We start from the raw sequence: 25785 nt of genomic DNA on the forward strand, positions 1-25785 counted from the left end.
AACGACACACAAATGCATGACGTAGACGGAGGAAGCTCTCCTGCATGTTACTTAGTAATCAGTTTCTTAATCGCAAAACTATAATCCAAATGAAAAAACAAAATGTAAACAACAAGCTTGCTTTCAACAAAGTGGCTGTTACAGAATTAAACGACACACAAATGCATGACGTAGATGGCGGAAGCTCTCCTGCATGTTACTTAGTAATCAGTTACTTAATCGCAAAACTATAATCAAAATGAAAAAACAAAATGTAAACAACAAGCTTGCTTTCAACAAAGTGGCTGTTACAGAATTAAACGACACACAAATGCATGACGTAGACGGCGGAAGCTCTCCGGCATGTTATCTAGTAATCAGTTTCTTAATCGCAAAACTATAATCAAAATGAAAAAACAAAATCCAAACAACAAGCTTGCTTTCAACAAAGTGGCTGTTACAGAATTAAACGACACACAAATGCATGACGTTGACGGAGGAAGTTCTCCTGCATGTTACTTAGTAATCAGTTTCTTAATCGCAAAACTATAATCCAAATGAAAAAACAAAATGTAAACAACAAGCTTGCTTTCAACAAAGTGGCTGTTACAGAATTAAACGACACACAAATGCATGACGTAGATGGTGGAAGCTCTCCTGCATGTTACCTGGTAATTAGTTACTTAATTGCTAAACTATAATGAAAAAACAAAACGTAAACAACAAGCTGTCTTTCAATAAAATAGCTGTTACAGAATTAAATGACAATCAAATGCATGATGTAGATGGTGGAAGCTCTCCAGCATGTTATTTGGTAATTAGTTACTTAATTGCTAAACTTTAATTAGTTTTCGGACATGCTCCTTCAAAAAAAGCGTTATCGGTTTACACTGATAACGCTTTTTTTATGCTTTAAAATCATAAAAACCAATACAATCGAATCGTTTTTACAATTCTTTTGAAAACACATTTAATATTCTGTTTTTCAGTGTTTTAGGCTTATAATTATAACCCGATTTTTTATAAAAATAGGCTTTTTTCATTTTTTTCTTCCTTAAATAATAGGTTCATTTGTCATAAGAAATTAATACGACACAAGATGAACGATAAAGAAATTTTCCCAGAAGAGATTTTGAACAACACTGTTGAAAGTCACATCATTAAACATAATAAGAAAACTTCTTTCTTATTTGTGATTACATTTTTAGCGCTTTTGATTGCCTTTGTTTCTCTTCCTTTTATATATATAGATGTTTATACAACAAGCAGAGGAACTATAATTCCACAGGAAAAGAAACTTACGCTTTATTCTCCTATTAGTGGTAAAATTTCCCTTTTTAATATTGAAGAAAATCAGAAAATAAAAAAAGGAGATACTTTACTTATAATAGAGCACAACATATTAAAAGAAAGAGAAAATTTAAATACGATTCAGAGCTCAGAAAATTCCCTTTATTTAAGTGATCTGAATAACTTAATTCATAGAAATTACAGCCAGATCAGATCAGATCAATACAAAAGAGAGCTTTTAAAACATCAGCAGGAATTATATAATCTGGATATAGTGGTAAAAAATACTCAGGCAGACTTTGACAGAAAAGATCATCTTTATAAAAAAGAGGTTATTTCTAAATCTGAATTTGAAAAATCTGAATTAGAACTGAATAAAATAAAGAATGACCGCATCAACCTGATCAAACAAACAGAATTATCCTGGCAAAAAGAATACACTCAGCTGAGTCAGGATAATAAAAGTATCCATTCTAATCAAAAACAACTTAAAGAAGAAGAGAATAATTATATAATAATTGCCCCGATCGATGGTGAATTGATCAATATGCAGGGATTTAATAAAGGAAGCGGAATCGCATCAGGAAATCCAATTGTGGAAATTTCGCCCGACAAAAGTATAATTGTAGAAACTTATGTAAACCCATCCGAAATCGGATATTTAAAAGAAGGAGGCGATGCCATTTATCAGATTGATGCTTTCAATTCAAATCAATGGGGATTTGCAAAAGGAACAATCTTCGAAATAAGTAAAGACATTCTTATCGTAAATAATAATCCTTACTATAAAATAAAAAGCAACCTTCAGGTCAATAGCTTAACCTTAAAAAACGGAGCCAAAGGAAATCTAAAAAAAGGAATGAGTTTAACCAGCCGTTTTTTCTTAACCAAAAGAACTGCCTTTCAGTTATTGTTTGATAAAGTAGAAGATTGGTTTAATCCTTACAACAGCAAAAATGAGTAAAATAGAAATAAAACAACATGATTTTTCAGATTGCGGTGCAACTTGCCTGGCATCAATTTCTGAACATTATAATCTAAGCCTTCCGATTTCGAGAATTCGCCAATATGCCAATACAAACCAAAAAGGGACTACGCTGTTAGGACTAAGAGAAGCTTCAGTTAAACTGGGATTTCTTGCAAAAGGGGTAAAAGTTTCTTTTGAAGGATTAAAGGATATTCCGCTGCCTTCACTTTTGCATGTTTTGATAAAAAAAGACGGACACGAGTTCCCTCATTATATTGTTGCTTACAAAATCACCAGTACTTATATCCAGATAATGGACCCTCAGGTTGGTAAATTAGAAAAAAAGCCACTGGCTGAGTTTGAAAAAATATTTACAGGCTATGCCTTAATATTAGTTCCGGATGAAGATATTTTTAAAGAAAAAAATGAAAAAATATCAAATTTTAAAAGGATACTATTTTTACTAAAACCTCATAAATATATTCTGCTACAAGCTATTATAGGAGCTGTTTTGTATACTTTGTTAGGATTTTCGGTTTCGATTTATGTTGGTAAGATTACAGACTTCGTGCTTGTAAGCGGAAATAAAAGTTTACTGAACCTAATGAGTATAATAGTAATTGGCTGTTTGCTGCTTCAGATTTTGTATAGTGTTTTAAAAGATGTGTTCATTTTAAGAACAAGTCAGCAAATAGATTCCAGATTGATTTTGGGATATTACAAACATCTTTTTACAATGCCTCAGAAGTTCTTTGATACGATGCGAATCGGTGAAATTATGTCTAGAATTGGCGATGCCGTAAAAATTAGAGCACTTATAAACGAAACAGCTTTAAGCATTTCTGTAAATATTCTAATCGTGTTTTTTTCGTTCATCTTTATGTTTTCTTTCTACTGGAAATTAGCGTTGATAATTTCGTTAATCATTCCGTTTTATATTATTATTTATTTGATAACAAATAAGTTAAATAAAAAAGTAGAACGTGAGATAATGGAAAAAAATGCACTCATGGAATCTCAGCTTGTAGAATCTATTAAAAATATTGGTACTGTAAAAAGATTATCCCTGGAAGATTTTTCTAAAACAAAAACAGAATTAAAGTTTGTAGATTTATTAAAAAGTATTTATAAATCAGGAATGAACGGAATTTTTGCAAGAACTTCTACTGATTTTATTTCAAGATTATTTACCATAATCCTTTTATGGGTAGGAACTTATTATGCTATTGATGGAGAGATTACTCCGGGGGAACTGTTTTCATTTTATTCTATAATAGGATATTTTACCGGGCCGGCCTCACAATTAATAGGTACAAACCAGGCTATTCAGAACGCTATGATTGCATCAGATCGTTTGTTTGGTATTATGGATCTGGACAGAGAAGAAATGGAGTCTAAAGTATGGCTGACCAAAAATAATTTTGATGATATTAAATTTAAAAATATCGATTTCTCTTATGAGTTAGGGCGTTACATCTTTAAGGATTTAAATCTTACCATAAAAAAAGGAGAATTTACAGCCTTTGTGGGAGAAAGCGGGAGCGGGAAAAGTACTATTGCATCCTTAATTCAAAATATATACAATCCGAAAGAAGGAAAGATATTAATTGGTGAATATGACTTAAATTACATCTCTAAAGAAAGTATTAATTCGCTGATTACTACGGTGCCACAAAATGTAGAACTTTTTGACGGAACTATCGCTTTTAATATTTCTATTGGGGACTCAACTCCTGATATGGAAAAAATAATAGAAGTAAGTAAAAAAGTAGGTGCTTATGATTTTATAGAATCTTTGCCAAACGGATTTAATACTTATTTAGGAGAATTTGGTGCTAATTTATCGGGAGGAGAAAAACAAAGAATTGCGTTTGCAAGAGCACTTTATAAAGATCCTGAAGTGCTTATACTGGATGAAGCAACCTCGGCGCTGGATTCTGAATCTGAATTGGTTATCAAAAAATTAGTAGAAGACCTGAATGCAGAAGGCAAGACAATTATCGTAATTGCGCATAAGCTTCAGTCGATTAAAAAAGCTGACGTAATTTATGCCTTCAAAAAAGGAGAAATCGTTGAATCAGGCTCACACGATGAGCTTATGAATAAAGAAGAATACTATTATAGAATGTGGAATAATATAATTGTTTAATAAGGAAATTTAACAAAAATGAAAAATTACTCTTTTACAAAAACGGCTATTGTAAGAACTCCAATTGAAGAAAAGCAAATGGATCTTACGTGGGAAAAAATTCAGTCAATTTTTTCTAAAAAAGAAAACAGGGAAGCCTTATTTATAGGTTCTCCAAATATTTATAAAGCACTTGTTATGTGGGAAACAGGTGAAGCTTTTCAGACAGAAGAAGAACTTAAAAACTTAAAAGGATCCTTATATAAATATGCCTCAAGATTAGCAAACAGAAGTACGCCTTTTGGAATGTTTGCCACCGTGGCGGCAGTAGACCTAAACTCAGAAACCAATCTTGATATTGCAGCAAGTACTTTTGGCAGATTTACCAAATTTGACATGTATTTTTTAGGAAGCTTCCTGCCTGTTATTGTAAAAAATGATGCTATCAGAAATGCCTTAAAATATTACAGCAACAATTCTATTTACACAGTTCTTGATAAATATCGGTATGTCGAATATTATTTTAAAGAGAATGTTCGCTTTCATAAAATTTCTGAGGTTGAAATGAGCGATTATCTGGAACTGATATTTGAAAAAGCAAAAAACGGAGTTCTGTTAAGCGAACTTGCAGATCTTCTTGTTTCTGACGAAATTTCGTTGAAAGATGCACAGGAATTTATCGATACACTTATTCAAAGTCAGTTTATTGTAACCGAATTAGAATTTACCATTACCGGAGAAGATTATTTTGAAAAACTATTGAGAATATTTTCAGAACCAAGATTCGATTTTTATGAAGCCGAAGTTATCAAAGAATTAATTACAAATTTAAAATCCAAAATCAATTCCCTTGACACAAATAATAGTAACGATCCTGCTCTATATACTCAAATTCATGAGTTAGTAAACGAAGAATTAAATAATGTCGATATCTCAAAATTATTTCAGGTAGACAGTTATAGAAAGATTTATAAGGGTTCTGTAAGTTTTAAAACTTTAAAGAATTTACGTCCGGCGTTGAGTGTTCTAAACAAATTGCAATCTGTTTCGGAAAACAATAATTTGAAAGAATTCAAAAGAAAATTCCTGGAGCGTTATGAAGAATACGAACAACCTTTGGTAAGTGTTCTGGATCCGGACATAGGAATTGGTTACGCAAAAACAGCTGGAGCAAAATCGGCTTTGGTAGATGAATTACTTATTGGTGGAGTACATTCAGATGCCAGTCAGATTTCTATGGATTCTAAAAAAACATTTTTGTTCAAAAAACTACTTCAGGCTACAAAAAACAATTTGCAGTCAATCGAATTAACAGATGAAGAAATTAACAAATTTGAAGAGAATGAATCTCTATATCCTGATACTTTTTCTGCATTTGTGAATATATTTCATGAAAATGGAGTCGAAAAAATCAATCTAAAAACAGCCAGCGGACCGTCTGCAAATGGATTGATTGGAAGGTTTAGTCATTTAGATACCAAAATTCTTGACTTGTGCAATGAAGTATCCAGTATTGAAAATCAGCTTAATCCGGATAAAATTATTGCAGAAATAGTGCATTTGCCTCAGGCAAGAACAGGGAATATATTATACAGAAACTTTCAGAGAGATTATGAAATTCCTTATTTAGGAAATGCTTCTGTAGACAGAGATCATCAGATTGCGATAGATGATTTGTATGTTTCGGTAAAGTCAGGAAAAATTGTGCTGCGTTCAAAAAGACTGAATAAAGAGATAATCCCGAGATTGAGCAACGCCCATAATTTTGTTTCAAATGCATTGCCAATCTATCATTTTTTATGTGATCTTCAAAATCAAAACTCTTTCGGATTTGGATTTAGCTGGGGAGCACTTCAAAACGAATTTGATTTTTTACCCAGACTAACTTATAAAGACACCATTTTTAGCAGAGCAACCTGGAATATCACTAAAACAGAAATTGATCATATCCTTGCTGCCGGCGAATCAAAGAATACTGAATTTATAAATAATTTCAGAAAAAACAGAAATATCCCCGATCTGGTTTATATCTCTCAAGGCGACAATGAAGTTCTTATAAACTTTAATAATGAATTGAGTTGCAATGTGTTTTATTACATGCTAAAGAGTGAAAACTTTGTTCAGTTAAAAGAATTTTTATTTGAGGAAAATACAATTACAGGTAATTATTGCAATGAAATTATTTTTACAGCACACAAAAATATTGAGAAGAAAGCAGAAACCATTGAGGCAAATCAATTTGTTTCTAATGAAAATCAGCAAGGTGTAGCAACTTCATTTTCGATAGGAGAAGAATGGCTTTATTACAAATTTTACTGTGGAGAAAGAGCCGGAGAAGAATTGTTAAAAAGAGGCATTGCTCCAATTGTTGAAGAATTAAAAGAAAAAGGAATTATTGACAAATGGTTTTTTATTCGATATTATGATGCTCAGGGACATCATATCAGATTTCGTGTTTTGTTGAAAAACAGTAATTTATTTACAGATTGTATCCGAATCATCAGGCAGTATATAGAGCCTCTTGAGCAAACCAGAATCATCTGGAAAACACAAACCGACAACTATCTTCGAGAATTGCAGCGTTATGGATATGAAGCCATTGAAAAAACAGAAACTTTGTTTTTTAATGACAGTGATTGTACCTTAAAATTTGCAGATATGATTGAAGGCGATACAGGAGAAAAAATAAGATGGATGTTTTGTCTATTGTCTATTGATCATTTCTTAAATGATTTTGACGTAAAACTCGAAGGAAAAGTCAAACTGTTTAATGTAGCCAAGACTGGCTTTGGCAAAGAATTTAACCGTTCAGGAAAATTGAATAAACAAATTAATGAAATGTTTGTAAAACATGAATCTGAAATTGAAAACTTTCTGGACCCAAATCTGATGGATGAAATTTATGAGCCTCTGCTGGAAATTCTTCATGAACGTACAGAGAAAAACGCTGATGCTGTAAATCAGATAAAAGAACTGGGCAAACAACACCGTTTGCCAACTTATCTGGACAATATAATGTTAAGTTATGTTCATATGATTTGTAACCGAATCTTCTTAACAAAGCACAGAATACATGAAATGGTTGTTTATGATTTTTTATACAAACATTACAGCAAACAGCTTCACACTGGAAAAAGAGAAAAAACGACAGTAACAGAAGAATTAATATCATAGATTATGAGAGCATTAGCAGTAGTAACATCCTCTTTGTTTGATCAGATTGAAGATCATAATAAACATTTGATTTGTATTGATAATTTAGAAATTCCTTTGGCTTTTATAGAAGGAAGTTTTCCGGAATTTAATGAAGAATCAGAACAATATGCCAATTCTGTTTTGGTAAAAAAGACGAGTTTCTCTTTAAATTACAGAGATTTAGGAGTTATAGAAAATGCATGGCAGAAATTAAAATCTGCAGAAATTGATACTTTTTATCCGATAGGATCAGATTTTGCCGGGCATGTAATTGCAATTGGAAAAAATGTTTCTTCATTGTCTGTTGGAGATTTGGTAATAGGAAACTGTTTTTATCCCGAACCTGAAAATGGTGCAATGCCGGGAATTCCGTCAAATCATGCAAGCAAAGAATATGAAATTTATCATTATGGCAAGTTAATCAAAGTGCCACCTTATCTTTCTGGTGTTGAGGCAGGTGCATTGGGTATAGGAACACAAACAGCCAACGCTATGGTTCGCAAGGCAAATATTAAAAAAGGAGACAATGTACTGGTAACCTCTGTAACCTCAAACACTTCTTATTTTTTGTTAAATGCACTCTGGAATCTTGAATGTAATGTTTACGGATTATCTTATTCAGGAAAAAATACAGAAACCGTTCGCGAACATTTTCCTTTTATAAAAGAAATTTTCTCAGTAAATGAAAAAAACATTCCTAATACAATATTGTTTGATGCTGTTTTGGATTCATTTTCAGATACGTATTTAGAATATTTAATACCTAATCTGAATCTGAATGCCCGTTACTTAACGTGCGGAATTTTCAATCAGTCTCTGGATAAAATTAAGAATGTTAAGCCTACCAATTTAACTTTGCTGATTGCCAATTTGATGATGCGAAACATTAGTTTTATTGGTAACTGTTTAGGAACAACTGATGATTTGGTAACAGGTTTGGAATTTTATAAAACAAAAAAATTATTGGTAGATTCCGTTTTTACAGATGAAAATTCCTTGTCAGATTTTGTTACTAAATCCTATAATCTGGACTCAGATAAGTTTGGAAAAGTAATTTATGAATACAGCAAAATAGAGGAGGAAGCAGAGGTTTAATAATTTTTTCTAAACCAGACTTTCTGCCATTCCCTTTTTAGAATTAAAAACGAAACTTGTTCGGCAAGGATTACCAAATCTGAGCCGTCAAGTTTTTTTATTTCGCTTTCAGAAACATCAATGATGTACAGTAAATTCAGGTATTCGGCAAATTTGTACTGAATCATGCGATAGATTTTTTCGTGAAGCTGAATTTTTAATTCATCAGGAGAAATACTCAGCGGAAAATCGATTCCTTCATTTGCCAGATTAAAATCTTTGTTGATCTGTTCAATCAAATTTAAATACAAAGTCTCAGCCTGAGCTTCCTGAAGTAATAATTCTGTGTTTTTAGGAGCGACAAACATAGTATGTATTTTAATTGTTGATTTTTAGATTTTAGATTGGAACTTAAACAGTTCTGCCCATCAAATTTTCTCCGAAAGTCTTTAAAATTTCCTTTTTTTCTTCAGAAATCGTCATTTTTTCTAAAGTCTCAAAAGCTTTTAGTGTGTACATTTCGATCGCTTCCTGAGTAACTTTTGATGCTCCCGATTCATTAAAAATAGCTTTTGCTGTTTGAATTTTGGCGGTATTATCTTCCAGTTGTAAATGAAATAAATTCTGTAATTGTACTGCCTGGTCAGGAGATGAAAACTCTAAGGCTTTTAAGTATAAGTATGTTTTTTTGTTTTCTATAATATCACCGCCCACCTGTTTTCCGAATGTTTCAGGATCTCCAAAAGCATCCAGATAATCATCCTGAAGCTGGAACGCTAATCCTAAGTTAAGTCCGAAATCATAAATTAAATCTGCTTCTTTTTCTGTAGTTTTGGCTACGATTGCGCCCATTTTCATAGCGGCAGCAACCAAAACAGCTGTTTTATATTCGATCATTTTCAGATATTCGGGAATGGTAACATTGCTTCTTTCTTCAAAATCAACATCCCATTGCTGGCCTTCGCAAACTTCAAGGGCAGTCTTGCTGAATAATTTTGCCAAATCCCTGAAAATGGCCGGTTCATATTGTTCAAAATATTGATAAGCCAGAATCAGCATCGCATCTCCAGATAAAATTCCGGTATTGATATTCCATTTTTCATGCACCGTCACTTTTCCTCTTCTCAAAGGCGCATCATCCATAATATCATCATGAACCAGTGAAAAATTATGAAAGACTTCGACAGCCATAGCAGCAGGAAGCGCAGTTGTATAATCAGTATCAAAAACTTCGGCAGCCATTAATGTTAATACCGGACGCATGCGTTTTCCGCCAAGGCCTAAAATATATTCAATAGGTTCATAAAGGTTCTTAGGCTCTTTGCTAATGTTTTGGTTTTTTAAATAACTAATAAAAAAATCCTGGTACTGACTAATATCGTGCATAAAATAAAATTCTGATTTACGAAGCTCAAAGATACAATTCAATTATGAATTATGCCTTCAAAATTTCAGATGCCGGGACTACTAAAAATTGTTCTGTTAAAATTTTTTCTAAAAAACTTGGAAACTTTTTTGGTATTCAGAGTTTCCTGTCTATATTTGCACCGTGAAAACGGAAACTCATAACACTAAAAAAGTTTCCATAAGAGTTTAAAATATTTTAAGAACTCAATAAAACCAGGGATTATGAAAACAACATGGACTTTAGATTCGACTCAATCAGATGTTTTAATTAAAATGAGACATTCGATAATTGCTTATATAGGCGGAACTGCAAACAAATTTGACGGTTATGTAAATATCGAAGACAACGAGATTGAAGATGCTTCTGTTGAGTTTTCATTAGATGTAAATAACAAAAATGACAGTTTTCAGCAAATCGATACGCATTTGCAGTTAAATGATCTTTTTAATGTAAATGAGCATCCGATTATAAGTTTTAAATCGACTTCATTTCAAAAGGTGAATAACAATATTAATTTTTTCAAAGGAGATCTGACCATAAAAGATGTAACAAGAGTAGTAGAACTTGATGCAGAATTTATTGGTATCAATTCTTATAACGGAGAAAAGAAAGTAGCCTTTGAAATCAAAGGAGATATTAAACGTCAGGACTTTGGTTTAGACTATAATTCCTTTAATCACAATGGCGGTTTAGCCCTTGGAAAAGATATTAAATTGATTGCAAATCTGGAATTCAGTATATAATCTTACAAATTGAATAATTTAAAGTAAAATTATTACAAAAATAATGGAAACTATTTTTTAGATTTTAGTTTCCTGTTTATATTTGTAGTACAATCGGAAAAATCAAAATGAAAGAGAAAATTATATCAAAAGCAAGCGAGTTATTTTTAAAGCTTGGTTTTAAGAGTGTTACGATGGATGATATTGCGGGAGAGATGTGTATTTCAAAAAAAACGATTTACAAATATTTCTGTAATAAAGAGGTTTTGATTGAAGAGAGCACATCAACGGTTCACAGACAAGTACATGAAATAATTGACAGTATTGTGGAGAAAAACCTGAACTCGATTCATGAGAATTTTGAAATTAGAGAAATGTTTCGTGATATGTTTAAAAATAATACCGATACATCTCCTATATATCAGTTAAAAAAGCATTACCCGGAGATTTACCAAAATGTATTATCTCATGAAATTGAGCAGTGCACGAAATATTTCAGGGAAAATATTGAAAAAGGAATCCGTGAAGAATTGTACCGTCCGGATTTAAATGTTGACATCTATGTAAAATTTTATTACACCCTGATTTTTCATATTAATGAAAATACGGTTTCAGAAAGAGAAGCACAGGAAATAGAATTAGAAGCACTGGAATACCATACAAGAGCAATGGCAACAGCAAAAGGCATACTTGAACTTGAAAAACAACTTAAAAAAATTAGAGCATAATCATCAATCTTAAATATATATACTCCATATGAAACAAATAGTTCTTATATTTTTGTGTACAATTGGCATAACGGCCAACGCACAAGTAACTACTTTGACCTTAAAAGATGCGCTTAACTACGCACTTGTAAATAAGGCTGAAGCGAAAAAATCGAAGCTGCAGGTTGAAAACAGTGAATATAAAATTCAGGAAGTTCGATCAAGAGCATTGCCACAAATTTCTGCAAACGGAAATATAACGTACAATCCGGTAATACAAACAACGGTTATTGACGGAGCAGGATTTGGTGCACCGGGAACTACAATTCAGGCGGCATTTGGACAAAAATGGACATCAAATGCAGGTCTTTCCTTAACTCAGACGATATTTGACCAGTCTGTTTTTACAGGATTGAAAGCAGCAAGATCTACACGTGAATTTTATCAGATAAACGATCAGTTAACAGAAGAACAGGTTATTGAGAGAGTGGCTAATAACTACTATTCAGTATATGTACAAAAAGACAGATTGGTTTTACTGGACAGTAACTACGTAAATACTTCAAAAGTACGTGATATCGTAAAAGGGCAATTTGATAACGGACTGGCTAAAAAAATTGATTTAGACCGTATTATCGTAAAAATGTCTAACATTGATACAGAGCGTCAGCAGATTAAAAACCAAATTGCTTTACAGGAAAATGCATTGAAGTTTTATATGGGAATGCCAATAGAAACTCAAATTGACATGCCAAAAGAAGAATTTGAAGTGGTACCGGCTGCATTAACAGAACAGCCAAATGCTGAAAACAGAACAGAATACCTGCTTTTGAAAAAACAAGAAGAGCTTTTGGTGTATAATAAAAAAGCAGTTGAAGCAGGATATTACCCTACGCTTTCATTAACTGCTGGCTACAATTATATTGGTCAGGGTCCTGAATTTCCATGGTTTGCAAAACCAAAAGACGGGGTTTACTGGTCAGATTACTCTGCAATAGGATTGAATTTGCATGTACCAATCTTTACAGGTTTTGGAACCCGCGCAAAAGTAAGACAGGCCGATATTGAAATCAGATCGCTTCAGGAAGACATCAAGGACACTAAACTTTCACTTGATCTAGATTACAGAAACGCAATAACTCAAATTGAGAACAATATTGTGACTATCGAAAATCAAAAAGAAAACATGCGTCTGGCGACTGAAATCTTAAGCAATACCAAAAACAATTACCTTCAGGGGCTGGCATCTTTAACAGATTTGCTGGATGCAGAAAACGCATCACTTGAAGCTCAAAATAACTATTCCAGAGCAGTTTTAAATTATAAAATTGCCGAAATATCTCTAATCAAATCAAAAGGCGAACTTAAATCTCTTATTAAATAACTAATTACAATGAAGAAAACTATTATAACAATCGTAATCATAATCGCAGCGTTGGGTGTGATTGGATATGTCTTAAATAATAATAAGAAAGAAAATAAAGCAAAAACAGATATCGTTGCCGAAAAAAATGCGGCAGTTTCAGTAAAAATAGCTGACGTAAAAACAGAACAAGTTTCTCTGGATTTCGTTGCAAACGGAAACTTTCAGCCAATTCAGGAATTAACTTTCTCTGCTGAAAAATCTGGAAAAGTAATCAGCGTTTTAGCTAAAGAAGGAGATTACGTAAGAGTAGGCCAGACTTTGCTAACAGTAAGAGGAGATGTAATCAATGTAAGTGCACAACAAGCTCAGGCTGTTTATCAAAATGCAAAATCGGATTACAGCAGATACGAAAATGCATTTAAAACCGGCGGTGTTACAAAACAACAATTAGATCAGGCAAAATTAGCTTTAACAAACGCTGAATCCAGCTTAAAACAAGCAAATATTAATGTTGGAGATACAAAGGTAAAAGCCCCAATTAACGGTTTTATCAATAAAAAATATATTGAACCGGGATCTATTTTAGCCGGAATGCCAGCTACAGCTTTGTTTGATATCGTAAACGTTTCTAAATTAAAATTAGTAGTTACGGTAAACGAAAATCAGGTAGCAAGCTTGAAAGTCGGAAATACTATTAACGTAACAGCGAGTGTTTACCCTGATAAAAACTTCTCAGGAAAAATTACTTTCATCGCTTCAAAAGCGGATGAGTCCTTAAATTTCCCTGTAGAAATTGAAATAACAAATAATGCAAATAACGACCTGAAAGCAGGTATGTACGGAACTGCAAATTTTGCTTCAAACCAACAAAAACAAAACCTGATGGTTGTTCCTAGAAATGCATTCGTAGGAAGTGTAAACAGTAATGAAATTTTTGTAGCTGAAAATGGTGTTGCAAAATTAAGAAAAGTAACTGCAGGAAGAATTTTGGGAGATAAAGTTGAGGTTATCAACGGATTATCTGATGGAGAAAAAGTAATTGTTACAGGTCAGATCAATTTACAAGACGGAAATACAGTAGAAATTATTAAGTAGGCTTTAAGCAATAAGCTATAGGCAATAAGCAATTTAAAAGCTTAAAGCCTACAGCCTACAGCTTATAGCATTAAAAAATATGAAATTAAACCTTAAAGCTTAAAGCCTACAGCCTAAAGCCTATAGCATTAAAAAAATATGAAATTAGCCGAAATATCCATAAAACGTCCGTCGTTGGTAATTGTACTGTTTACAATTCTGACTCTTGGTGGATTGTTCAGTTACAGCCAGTTAGGCTATGAGCTGATCCCAAAATTTGAGCAAAACGTTATTACAATTTCTACGATATATCCGGGAGCTTCTCCGAGTGAGGTAGAAAATACGGTGACAAAGAAAATTGAAGATGCGATTGCATCTCTGGAGAATGTTAAGAAAATCGATTCGAAATCATACGAAAGCTTGTCTATCGTTTCGATTACACTGACATCAAACGCAAAAGTCGATTTCTCCCTGAACGATGCACAGCGAAAAATTAATGCAATCATTAGTGATTTGCCGGATGACGTAAAAACGCCTGCACTGACTAAATTCTCATTAAGTGATTTGCCAATCATGACGCTTGGTGCCAACGGAAAAATGGATGAGGCAGAATTTTATGACTTAATTGACAAAAAAATTGCTCCTATTTTATCCCGTGTACAAGGGGTGGCGCAGGTAAATATTATTGGTGGTTCTGAACGTGAAATTCAGGTAAATCTTGACGCTGTAAAAATGCAGGGATACGGATTATCAGTTCCGCAGGTTCAGCAAACTATTCTGACTTCTAACCTGGATTTCCCAACAGGAAACATTCAGACCCGTAATCAGAAAATATTAATTCGTTTAGCGGGTAAATATAAAAATGTTGATGAATTAAGAAATTTAGTAGTTTCTTCTCAAAACGGAATTCAGATTCGTTTGGGTGAAATTGCCGATGTTCAGGATACACAAAAAATTGCCGAGAAAATTTCCCGTGTAGATCAAAAAAGTGCGATCGTTTTACAAATCGTAAAACAATCAGATGCCAATGCCGTTGCGGTAAGTGAGCAATTATTAAAAACTATTGCGACTCTTGAAAAAGATTATAAAGTAAACCAGTTAAAATTAGAAGTTGCAAAAGACAGTACCATCTTTACATTAGAAGCTGCGGACTCTGTAGTACACGATTTATTGATTGCGGTAATTCTGGTGGCATTTGTAATGTTGTTCTTCCTTCACAGTATTAGAAACTCATTGATTGTAATGGTATCTATTCCTGCTTCGTTGATTGCTACATTTATTGGTATTTATTTAATGGGATATACATTAAACTTAATGAGTTTATTAGGATTATCTCTGGTGGTAGGTATTCTGGTCGATGATGCGATTGTGGTATTGGAGAATATTTACCGACACATGGAAATGGGTAAAAGCCGAATTCGTGCATCGTATGACGGAACAGCAGAGATTGGTGGAACCGTAACTTCGATTACATTGGTAATTGTGGTGGTATTCCTTCCGATTGCGATGAGTTCCGGTCTGGTTTCTAACATTATTACACAATTCTGTGTGACTGTAATTATCTCAACGATGTTATCTCTTTTAGCTTCGTTTACGATTATTCCATGGTTATCATCCCGTTTCGGAAAATTAGAGCATATTGAAGGAAAGAATTTATTCGGAAGAATAATTCTTGGTTTTGAAAACTATTTAACTCGTTTTACTAACTGGGTTTCTAATTTATTGACTTGGTGTTTAGATCATTATATTAAAACCATTGTAGTGGTAGTGATTTTATTCTTTGCTTCAACTATAGGATTAATGGGTGGTGGATTCATCGGAGGAGAATTCTTTGCATCATCTGATAGTGGGGAGTTCTTAGTTCAGATCGAAATGCCCAAAGATGCTTCGTTAGAGCAAACGAACTTCATGACGCAAAAAGCAGAAGCTTATTTAAAACAACAGGAATATGTTCACAGCCAGATTACGACTGTAGGACAAACCAGTGAAGGTTTTGGAGCATCTCAGGCTACGGCTTACAAAGCAGAGATCGACGTAAAAATGATCGAGCAAAAAGATCGTACCGATGATGCCAACGTTTACGCGGCAAAAATCAAACGTAAGCTTGAAAAAGTATTAGTTGGAGCAAAAGTTAAAACAGTTCCGGTTGGTATTTTAGGTACTGCTGAAGATGCAACTTTAGGATTAATCGTTACAGGTCCGTCAACAGAAAGTGCAATGGCATTTGCTAAATTGGCAGAAGCTGAATTACGTACAATTCCGGGAACAACAGAGATTAAATTGACTGTTGAAGACGGTAACCCTGAGGTTAACGTAAAAGTAGACCGTGATAAAATGGCTGCTTTAGGATTAACACTTCAGACAGTTGGTCTGACCATGCAAACTGCTTTTAGCGGAAACACAGACGGTAAATACAGAGCCGGTGAATATGAGTACGACATCAACATCAGATACAATGCTTTTGACAGAAAAAGTATTACTGACGTAAGTAATCTGATTTTCGTGAATGCAGCAGGACAGCAAATTAAATTGTCCCAGTTTGCAGATATTACAGAAGGATCCGGACCTAGCCAGTTAGAGCGTAGAGATAAATCGGCTTCTGTAACTGTAAAAGGACAAAACGTTGGGGTGCCATCAGGAACAATTGTTCAGCAATGGCAGGTGAAATTAGACAAACTGAAAAAACCTGCAGGTGTAAACTATATCTGGGGTGGAGATCAGGAGAACCAATCAGAAGGATTTGGTACTTTAGGAATCGCTTTATTAGCCGCTATTATTTTGGTTTATCTTGTAATGGTGAGTTTGTATGACAGTTTCGCGCACCCGTTCGTAGTATTATTTGCTATTCCGCTTTCGTTTATTGGTGCGATGTTGGCATTAGCGTTGACAAATAACTCGTTAAATATCTTTACGATATTAGGTATCATCATGTTGATCGGTCTGGTGTGTAAGAATGCGATCATGCTTGTCGATTATACCAACCAGCGAAGAGCTGCCGGAGAATCGATAAGAACAGCATTAATTCAGGCAAATCACGCACGTTTACGTCCGATCCTGATGACGACAATTGCGATGGTATTTGGTATGTTCCCAATTGCATTGGCATCCGGAGCAGGAGCAGAATGGAAAAACGGATTGGCATGGGTAATTATCGGAGGATTAATCTCTTCTTTATTCCTGACCCTGATTGTAGTTCCTGTAATTTATAATATTATGGAGAAATTAATCCAGAAATTCTCTAAAGGAGAAAAAATCGATTACGAAGCTGAAATGGTTGCCGATTATGAGCACACAGAATTAAGCGAAGACGGTTTTAATCCAAAACATACGCATTAATAATAGATTTAATTTTTGATTTGTAAATCCCAGATTCCGAAAGGAGTTTGGGATTTTTTTTAGTTTGTTGTTTCAAGTAAAGTACCGAGAAGTGAACCATGCAAATTCAGGAATCTATAATAAGTTTAATGAGTGTGCCTATTTATAGCCGGCATTTTATTTTTTGCACGTACTATTGCACCATTAATCTGAAGCAGCACTATTTATTTTAGGCAGAGTTTAATGTTATTGAGTACCGCTGTTACTTATTGTTTATTAAAAAACACCTAACTTCAATATAACATTAATACAGGTATTGTTTAAGTATAAAAAAAGCCTTCATTACTGGAATGAAGGCTTTTTTGCTGTTTAAAATGGTATTATTTTATGATTTTGATTGTTCTTTCTTTTCCTTGAGATTTTACTTTTAAGAAATAAACCCCATTTGAAAGATGTGATAAATCAATTTGAGAACGTGTATCATTTATTTTTTTAACCAAAACAGATTTTCCTGACAAAGAGAAAATTTCAATACCATCAATTACAGATGTATTGTCTATTGTCAATATTTCTTTTACAGGATTTGGATAAAACTGGAAATTAGCCAATTCAAAATCAGGAGTAGAAAGTCCACCTTTTAATTTAGCAGTTACAGCAAGGCGCTCTTTACTTTCAATTCCGTTTACAGTCTGCGAAGCATAATAAGTTACTCCATCAATTAAAACTGTTGTTAGAGGTAAAGCCGTTTCAGCCTTTTTATTTGTTGGCGTATTGCTGCTGTACCATTGTATGTTTTCTCCTTCTACAACAATATCTCCTAAAGTCTGACCGGACGTAAATTCTACAATAATAGTGTCTTTTCCTTCTATTAATGGAGCAGGAGGATCAACAACAACACTTAACGTAATATAGCATCCTGTTGCGTCCTGAATCAATACTGTATATGTTCCAGGCAGTAAATCAGTAAAAATATTATTTGATGAAAATTTATCCAGGTCAGGAGAAATAGCATATTGGTAGCCTCCGGCTCCTCCAGTTGTAACTACAGTAATGGTCTGATTTTCTACAGTGACATCAGCTGTTATTGGCGTAGGATCTGTTATTGCTATCATAACGGTTTCTATACAATTATTACTGTCTTTGACAGAAATCATATGCATCCCGCTATTGGCACTAAAAATATTTGAAGTACTATATGCTCCATTATTAATAGAGTAATAATATGGAGGCAGTCCACCGGCTACGACAGCCGTAATTGTTCCCGGACCTGAACAGGTTTGCTGAGATGTAACTGTTGCGATAAGTTGTAAAGGCGTAGTTATAGTTATATCTAAACTTAAAGTAAATACAGCATTTTGAGAATCCTTAATCTTAAAAGTGTAGCTGCCCGCAGTTAAACCAGTAAAGATATTCGAAGAAGAATAGCTAATTCCACCATCTATCGAATATTGGTAAGTACCAGATCCACCATTTGCATTGATGGTTACTGTTCCTGCAGTATTACAAGTTACATTAGTTATAGTTGCTGTTGCTGTTAATTCAGGTACTTCAATAATAGTTATATTAGATAAAGATACACTGCAGGTATTTGCGTCTATAACTTTTAACGTGTAAACACCTGTTGCTAAATTTTTAAAAGTATTACTGCTCTGAGGTGCAGCTACTGTTACTCCATTTTCATTTTCAAGAGAATAAGAGTACGGAGCAGAACCTCCTGTTACATTAACAGTTACGCTTTGATCGTTGCCAACTGTAGCGTTTGCAACTAATGCTGCTGGTTCTTTTATTATAACTTCAATAAAACGATTGCAAATATTCACACCATTCACTGATAATACATAACTACCAGGTGACAATCCATCAAATGTATCTGAATTAGTAGATATGCCCCCATTTACAGAATAATTATATTGACCTATACCGTTAGTTGTAAGAATCTTAAATTTACCATCATTATTGCCGGCACAACTTACATCTGTAGCAACTACATCTATTATTGTAACAGAATCACCAATATAATTCATTGGTACCATAGCTGTGACTGTGTTAAGATCTGCATCACGAACTTTTACAGGATAGGTATAATTAGCGGTTAAACCAACAAAGGTATTTGATGAAGAATAAGTATCCCCATTATTTAATGAATATTGATAAGGAGCTTTACCACCTTTTGCAAGTAGGGTTATTCTTCCAGCAAACGAACAAGTTATAGGATCTGCAAAAGATGCTAACGTCAAATTCGTTGATGTTGAAGGCTCAATTTTTATTCCTTGAATACTAATATTACATTCAGAACTATAAATAGTTACATTATAAATTCCAACAGCCAGTTTTGTAAATCTGCCAGTATGATCAGGTCCTGATTTAACACCAGTTGCAGCATCTTCAAGATAATAAGTATATAACTTGTTTCCTCCAGTTGTAGTTAGTACTATATTTTCTTCATTAACAATTTCATAAGTTGCAGATAATGGAGCAGGGTCAGATAATATTATGGTTGATGATTTCGCCAGACACCCATTGGCATCTTTTGTTGTAATGTTATAGCTTCCGGCACTCAGTTTATCAAAATATCTGCTATATTGAAAATTAGTTCCATCAATTGAAAACTGGTAAGGTCCCTCTCCTCCTTTTGCTGTAGCGCTGATGAAACCTGTATTATTGCCAGGACAGAATATAGGAGTTTCAATTACAGCAGAAACGGTTAAAAGAGTTGTTTGAACAATTGTTGTATTCAAATTGAAAACAGTATTTTGTGCATCTTTAACTTTTACATTATAATTTTTTGGAGCTAAGTTTTCAAATAAGTTTGAAGAAACATATGTACCATTATCTAATGAATATTGATATGGTGGAATTCCGCCAGTTGCCTGAATTGCGATTGTTCCTGTTGGATTGCTACAAGTTATATTGGTCGCATTAAGAGATGCAGATAATTCTGTTAAAGGCTTCACATCGATATTAGGTAAAGATACACTACATGCATTAGCGTCTATTACCTTTAATGTGTAAAGTCCGGTTGCTAAATTACTAAAGATGTTACTGCTTTGAGGAGCAGCTACTATTACTCCATTGTCATTTTCAAGAGCATAAGAGTAAGGAGCAGAACCTCCTGTTACATTAGCTGTAATGTCTTGATTAATGCCAATTTTTGCGGTTGCACTCAAAACTTCTGGTTCTGTTATTGCAACTGTTAGTGTAGCTGTACATAAGCCCATGTCTTGTATTTCTATGACGTAATTTCCAGGAGCTAAATTCGAAAACGTATCAAAATTTTGTTGTATTCCTCCGTTTAAACGGTAAAGATAATTACCTGATCCGCCAATTCCTTTTACTGTTATTGATCCATTTTTAAGACCTTGACAGCTTATGTTTTTAACAACAGTAGCAATTGTAGGGGATGACAATATAGGATTTATTGTAACAGAATGAGATGTTGTATTTAAGTCAGCATCACGTACCTTGACAGCATAAGTACCCGGAGAAAGAGAAGGAAAGAGATTGGATGAAGAATAATTTGTTCCATTGTTTATCGAATATTCATAAGGAGCTTTACCACCCATTGCTGAAACACTTATTCTTCCCAAACGTACGCAATCAGCAGGATCAACAACTGAAACAGCCGATAATGCATTAGATTGTGAAGCTTCAATTTTTATTCCGGATTGATTAAAAGTACAACCATTAGAATCGCCAAGCATAATTGTATAGATTCCCGGTGGTAATTTAGTAAATGCGCCTACAGTTTCCGGCCCATATTCAACTCCCGTCGTAGTGTTATTAAGGTAGTAAGTATAAAGATTACTACCACCAGAAGCAGAAATAAAGATATTCTGATCGTTAACAATTTCATAAGTTGCAGTTAGTGCAGATGGTTCTGACAATGTAATTGAGCTAACTGCAATACATCCATTGGCATCTTTAGTTGTAATGTTGTAAGTCCCTGCTTTTAGATTTAGAAAATACCTGCTGGATTGAAAAGTTATTCCATCTATAGAATACATATATGGACTTTTTCCTCCAGTTGATGTAGAAAGAACAGCACCAGAAGAATCTCCATTACAAAATACCGGAACATTTACTTTGGTAGAAAGTGTCAAAGGAGTTGACTGTATAACTGTTGCAGAAAGAGTAATTCTTGTACTCTCTGCATCTCTTACTTTTACGGTATAATTTTTAGGAGTTAGGTCAGTAAACACATTGACAGAAGAATAAGCTCCATTATTTAATGAATATTCATAAGGCGCAACTCCTCCTGTAGCTGTAACTGTAATTGACCCCTTTGGGCTATTGCAAGTTACAGAGGCTACAGTTAAATTAGCACTCAGTGTAGATTGGTCAACATCTATATAAGATCTAGTAGAAAAACAGCCTTTTGAATCAGTAACCTGAACCTGATAGGAACCCGCAGGAAGACCGGAAAAAATATTAGAAGATTGTGGGCCTGTCAATACCGTACCTGTATTATCACTAAGAGAATAGCTATAAGGGGCATTTCCCTTCGAAGCTGTAATTATAATTTCTCCATCATTATTATTAACACCGGCATTTTTAATATTCGGGGTTATAAGGACAGGATCAGGCTGTAGTATTTCTATATCAAAATTATCTGTAAAACATCCTACGGCGTCCATTACAACTGCTGTATGATATCCACGAGACAAATTATTAAAAATATTGCCTGAGACAAAAGGGCCATGATTTATTGAATATGTATATGGAGCTCTACCTCCACTGGCAGTTATTTCCACACTTCCATCATTTGCTCCATAACAACTTGCTCCAGTTATAGTCGATGAAGCATAGAATGGTAAATAAGGTTCAATGTAGAGCGGTGTTGAATTTGTTGTATTTAAAGCATCTTTCACAGTAACAATATGATTACCGGCATACAAATCATAATAAATATTACTTACCTGATAAGGTTTTCCGTCTACAGAATAAGTATATGGAGCTTGTCCTCCGGCAGCAGTAATATTGATTGATGCATAGTCCATTGAACAAGTTAACGCTCTGGTAATATTTACCGACGAAGTCAAAGCAGGTAAAATTGTAGTAGCTACTGCTGTTACACAACCCTGAGAATCTGAAACTACTATATTATAATTTCCCGGAGCTAAATTTGAAAAGTAATTATTAGTCTGATAATTAAATCCACTTAAAGAATATTTATAAGGTTGTGTACCTCCGGTTACAGTAACAAATGTATTTTGATTTGCCGTCGCTACGGTTGCCTGTAAAGAAGCAGGTTCTATAATAGCATAATTAATAGAAGAAATGCAATTGCTCACATTATCCAAAACCTGTATGTTATAAGTCCCTGCAGGTAAATTAGGATAATAATCGTTATTTGTAAACGAACCTCCATTTAACGAATAGGAATATGATCCACTTCCTCCTGAAACATTTATGGTCAGCGATGCAGTATCACCTTTACATAAAATTGGTTTGTTGGATGCAGTTACAATTGGAGACTGAAATGTAGTCAGATCAGCATAATTGACTGTAATTGTACCATTATTATCAATTCGTCCGTAGATTTTTGTTATACCTACAGCCCCTTTATAGGCGGTTGAATTAAGAATTTCATTAGTATTATTTAATGCATCAGCCTGACTTAAAAAAAAGGTCACAGTTGTCTGAGCCGGATTTAAATTACCAATGAAGTCTGCTTTGAGTGTAATTAAATTAAAAGACTCATTGTTGCAAACTGATACAGTGGATACTTGTGCATAAAATAGATTGGTAAATAAAATGAACAGATAAAGTAGTGTTTTTTTCATAAGCATATGTTTGTTAAAATAGGCTTAACAAATATATACGTAAAAAACATAGTTACACTATTTCAGATACAAATAATGATTAAAATAATCAATAATAGCCTTCCCTTCCAGTAAAACATCTGCTCCAATAATACCATGAACAGCTTTTGCCTTATAAGACTCCAAAGCTTCATTAACATGGGAAAGATCAAAAATAACGATGCTGAAATCCTGATTTTTCCAGCTTCCGAGCTGTATTTTGTTCTGAGAAGAAATCTGGGTTTTCATTCCCGTTCCGCCTGCTCCCGATGCTTTGGTTTTTGAATTTTTTGCCAATAGTTCAAAACGTTCAATACTCTCAAATCCGATACAGCTGTTCGATGCGCCCGTATCTAAAATGAAGTTGCCGGAAACATCATTGATTTTAGCTTTAATCAGTAAATGCTGTGTTTTGGTTATTTTGAATTTTATTTTTTTGTATTTCTCTTTTTTGAGAATTTCGTGAAGATTTTCCATTTCAGATAATGATTGAAAATCAAAAATAAACCAATTACCGCCAATAAACTAATGATGTACAGGATATAATTTGATGATTTTTCAGTTGGCGTAATACTTCCGTAATACACAAAAGCACTCCAGTAATAAGGCGATTTTCGCGCATTTGGAATGTCCGGATTATTCAGAAAATCACGTTTTGCATTGGCATTGGCCTCAAAATAAGATTGTTTGTTTTTAATATTTTTATAAAAATCATCCATAAAAACAGAGGTCGTAAAATCATTTACCTTCCACAAAGAAAACAGTAAATTCTGAGCACCGGCAAACTGAAAACCTCTTGCAACACTCATTGCTCCTTCGGCCTTATACAATTTTCCGATTCCGGTTTCGCAAGCGCTCAAAACAACCAAATCGGGATTTATATTAAGATTATACAATTCAGAATATAAAATTTCCTGATCATAAAATTTGATACTTGCCGGTGTTTCCGTATCACCCGAAGAAGCGTGTGTACTTAAATGCAAAATAGAATAATTGGCCGCATTGTTCTTAAAATTAAGAAACGTCGCATTGTCATTTTCAAAAAACTGACCTTCAAAATTATGCTGTATAGACTGCAATTCATTTTTGGAAAAAGTCAGGGCAAACTTTGTTTTTTCGAAAACAGGAAAAACTCCCAAAACTGTTTTTTTAGTTTTTGAAAATGGAACTGAATTCAGGTAAAACGATGCGGAATTATTATAAGCAACATTAAATTCATTTAGTAAATAATGCATTTTAGCAAAATTCGTTGTGCCTGACTCCTTTGTTACCAAAGCTTCAAAAGGCAAAAAACTCAAAATTCCGTCCGGAATAATGATGAGGTTTTTGTGATTTGTAACAGAAGGAATTTTAAGCGTTTTATAAATTTGGTTCGAAAGATTATTATAATGTTTCGGATTGTCGTTTATCGCATTGGGACTATTAAAAAAGTCTATAAAAGCAATTAAGTTTTCAATTCTACCCTGAAGCGGAATATATTGAAGCGTAATTTTTTTATTGAAAACAGTGAAATTATAAATACCATTGACGCCAAAAAAATACGAAATCATAGTGGCTTTATTGTCTTCTAATTTGGTATATAGTTTTTGTAAATCAAAAGCTGAATTTGTTTCTGAATCAGTTTTGATTTGATTTTTTTTGAGAAGCAGCATTAATTCATTTTGCTTTTTAATGGCTTCATTGATTTTCGAAATATCGGCCAATTCCAGTTTTTGCTGTTCTTTTACAATAATCGTATTCCAGTTTTGAAGTTGCTGTAAGATCAGTTTTTCTTCTCTTGAATGAGTTTGGGAGCTGTGGAGATAATTTTTTAAAACCACAGATTTCGTTTTTTCCGAAAGCAAAAAAGCATTTTCGAGATAACTGGCGTTTTTCTCTTTTTCATACAATGAATGATAAATAGAAATACATTTTTCAATCCTGTTTCGGTTTCTGATCTGAGTGACGATTTTAGAATTTTCATAGACCAGAAGAGACTGGAAAATCTCTTCGATATAAAAGGAAAGACCAAAACTTTTCAATGCCATTTTTGGCTGATTTTGCGTCAGATAAATTTGTGCCTCTAAATCCAGAGCGTCAAGCAAAATAGTTTCAGCGTAAAGCGAATTTTGGTTGGGCAAAACATTTTTCCCGGGAGAATAATCAGGAATCAGTGTCTTAAAGATAGCTTTAATGTTTTCGCCCGCTTCTTTATATTTTTCCTGTTTAAAAGCAATAAAAGCAGCTTCATAATAAAACTGGGCTGTTTTTCTCGGTTCCTGATTTTGGGTTTTATTAAATGCTGTTCTGGCTTTTTCAAAATAAGCCGAAGCATCATTAAAATTATTTTGCTCTACTTTTAATTTGGCAAAATTCAGGTACGTATTTGCTAAATTTTCGTGTTGTGTAGGCTCATTTTTTAACAATGAAATGGCTTTTAAAAATGAATTTTCTGCCATCGTTTTTTTAGAAGACAAAATATAATTTGCTCCCAGATTATTTAGTAAAATGCCTTTTTGTGAAGAGGTTAATTTTTCGGTTTCAAGTGTTTTTTCTATTAAATCAACAGCTTTATAAACATTTCCGGTGTTTTGATAAACGTTTGATAAATTAAGAATAGCAGCAATTTTCTGCGGCTCATTTTTCTGCTGATTGGCAATAAAATAATATTGTTTAATGGTGTTTTCAGCATTGACATAATCGCCAAGAATGGTATATAAATTCCCCAAAGGCTTCAGGCAATATTCGATAATATCATAATTTTTAAATCTGTTTTTCTG

19 protein-coding genes are annotated in these 25785 nt (G+C 33.6%); 14 read left to right on the forward strand and 5 right to left on the reverse strand.

What is annotated here, in order from left to right:
* Window positions 1-89: 89 nt before the first annotated feature.
* From DCO46_RS22715 to DCO46_RS16500, 9 genes are all read left to right on the forward strand, one after another.
* Window positions 90-233 carry a class I lanthipeptide gene (locus DCO46_RS22715; RefSeq protein ID WP_165828977.1) on the forward strand — a complete coding sequence of 48 codons (144 nt, stop codon included), beginning with the start codon at window positions 90-92 and terminating at the stop codon, window positions 231-233.
* 5 nt (window positions 234-238) lie between these two features.
* The gene (locus DCO46_RS22720; protein WP_165828979.1) at window positions 239-382 is read left to right on the forward strand and encodes a class I lanthipeptide; all 144 of its coding nucleotides are present in this window, start codon (window positions 239-241) and stop codon (window positions 380-382) included.
* Window positions 383-387: 5 nt separating this feature from the next.
* Window positions 388-531, forward strand: a complete 144-nt coding sequence (locus tag DCO46_RS22725) for a class I lanthipeptide (RefSeq protein ID WP_165828981.1) — start codon at window positions 388-390, stop codon at window positions 529-531.
* 5 nt (window positions 532-536) lie between these two features.
* On the forward strand, window positions 537-680 hold the full coding sequence (locus DCO46_RS22730; RefSeq protein ID WP_165828977.1) for a class I lanthipeptide: 144 nt from the start codon (window positions 537-539) through the stop codon (window positions 678-680).
* Window positions 680-823, forward strand: a complete 144-nt coding sequence (locus tag DCO46_RS22735) for a class I lanthipeptide (RefSeq protein ID WP_165828983.1) — start codon at window positions 680-682, stop codon at window positions 821-823. Before DCO46_RS22730 ends, DCO46_RS22735 begins: the two co-directional genes overlap by 1 nt.
* A gap of 255 nt (window positions 824-1078) precedes the next feature.
* Window positions 1079-2233 carry an HlyD family secretion protein gene (locus DCO46_RS16485; protein ID WP_116753602.1) on the forward strand — a complete coding sequence of 385 codons (1155 nt, stop codon included), beginning with the start codon at window positions 1079-1081 and terminating at the stop codon, window positions 2231-2233.
* Window positions 2226-4385 carry a peptidase domain-containing ABC transporter gene (locus tag DCO46_RS16490; RefSeq protein WP_116753603.1) on the forward strand — a complete coding sequence of 720 codons (2160 nt, stop codon included), beginning with the start codon at window positions 2226-2228 and terminating at the stop codon, window positions 4383-4385. Before DCO46_RS16485 ends, DCO46_RS16490 begins: the two co-directional genes overlap by 8 nt.
* An 18-nt stretch (window positions 4386-4403) precedes the next feature.
* The gene (locus DCO46_RS16495) at window positions 4404-7538 is read left to right on the forward strand and encodes a lantibiotic dehydratase (RefSeq protein WP_116753604.1); all 3135 of its coding nucleotides are present in this window, start codon (window positions 4404-4406) and stop codon (window positions 7536-7538) included.
* Window positions 7539-7541: 3 nt separating this feature from the next.
* Entirely contained in the window at window positions 7542-8654 is a 1113-nt protein-coding gene (locus DCO46_RS16500) for a zinc-binding alcohol dehydrogenase family protein (RefSeq protein ID WP_116753605.1), read from the forward strand.
* On the opposite strand, the gene DCO46_RS16505 is transcribed toward DCO46_RS16500, so the two are convergent.
* Window positions 8651-9001 carry a hypothetical protein gene (locus tag DCO46_RS16505; RefSeq protein WP_116753606.1) on the reverse strand — a complete coding sequence of 117 codons (351 nt, stop codon included), beginning with the start codon at window positions 8999-9001 and terminating at the stop codon, window positions 8651-8653. The two genes, DCO46_RS16500 and DCO46_RS16505, sit on opposite strands and share 4 nt — an antisense overlap.
* 43 nt (window positions 9002-9044) lie before the next feature.
* Window positions 9045-10019 (reverse strand): polyprenyl synthetase family protein, encoded by a 975-nt coding sequence (locus DCO46_RS16510; protein ID WP_116753607.1) that lies wholly within the window; start codon window positions 10017-10019, stop codon window positions 9045-9047.
* A 243-nt stretch (window positions 10020-10262) separates the two neighbouring features.
* Between DCO46_RS16510 and DCO46_RS16515 the strand changes: the two genes are divergently transcribed.
* From DCO46_RS16515 to DCO46_RS16535, 5 genes are all read left to right on the forward strand, one after another.
* Window positions 10263-10784 carry a YceI family protein gene (locus DCO46_RS16515; RefSeq protein WP_116753608.1) on the forward strand — a complete coding sequence of 174 codons (522 nt, stop codon included), beginning with the start codon at window positions 10263-10265 and terminating at the stop codon, window positions 10782-10784.
* Between the two features lie 107 nt (window positions 10785-10891).
* A complete protein-coding gene (locus DCO46_RS16520; RefSeq protein ID WP_116753609.1) occupies window positions 10892-11491 on the forward strand; it encodes a TetR/AcrR family transcriptional regulator in 600 nt (199 codons plus the stop codon).
* 28 nt (window positions 11492-11519) lie between these two features.
* The gene (locus DCO46_RS16525) at window positions 11520-12854 is read left to right on the forward strand and encodes a TolC family protein (protein WP_116753610.1); all 1335 of its coding nucleotides are present in this window, start codon (window positions 11520-11522) and stop codon (window positions 12852-12854) included.
* A gap of 9 nt (window positions 12855-12863) precedes the next feature.
* Window positions 12864-13931 carry an efflux RND transporter periplasmic adaptor subunit gene (locus DCO46_RS16530; RefSeq protein WP_116753611.1) on the forward strand — a complete coding sequence of 356 codons (1068 nt, stop codon included), beginning with the start codon at window positions 12864-12866 and terminating at the stop codon, window positions 13929-13931.
* A 138-nt stretch (window positions 13932-14069) separates the two neighbouring features.
* Window positions 14070-17246 carry an efflux RND transporter permease subunit gene (locus tag DCO46_RS16535; protein ID WP_116753612.1) on the forward strand — a complete coding sequence of 1059 codons (3177 nt, stop codon included), beginning with the start codon at window positions 14070-14072 and terminating at the stop codon, window positions 17244-17246.
* A 359-nt stretch (window positions 17247-17605) separates the two neighbouring features.
* Here the strand turns inward: DCO46_RS16535 and DCO46_RS16540 are convergent, their stop codons facing one another.
* The 3 genes from DCO46_RS16540 to DCO46_RS16550 all read right to left on the reverse strand — a co-directional run.
* Window positions 17606-23008, reverse strand: a complete 5403-nt coding sequence (locus DCO46_RS16540) for a T9SS type A sorting domain-containing protein (protein ID WP_165828985.1) — start codon at window positions 23006-23008, stop codon at window positions 17606-17608.
* A 57-nt stretch (window positions 23009-23065) separates the two neighbouring features.
* Window positions 23066-23503: a retropepsin-like aspartic protease gene (locus DCO46_RS16545; protein ID WP_116753614.1), complete on the reverse strand. Its 438-nt coding sequence runs from the start codon at window positions 23501-23503 to the stop codon at window positions 23066-23068.
* The coding region (locus tag DCO46_RS16550; RefSeq protein WP_116753615.1) for a CHAT domain-containing protein at window positions 23455-25785 on the reverse strand (2331 nt) is incomplete at its 5' end. The genes DCO46_RS16545 and DCO46_RS16550, both read right to left, overlap by 49 nt.

Source organism: Flavobacterium sp. HTF, from assembly GCF_003105115.1.
Classification (GTDB): Bacteria; Bacteroidota; Bacteroidia; order Flavobacteriales; family Flavobacteriaceae; genus Flavobacterium.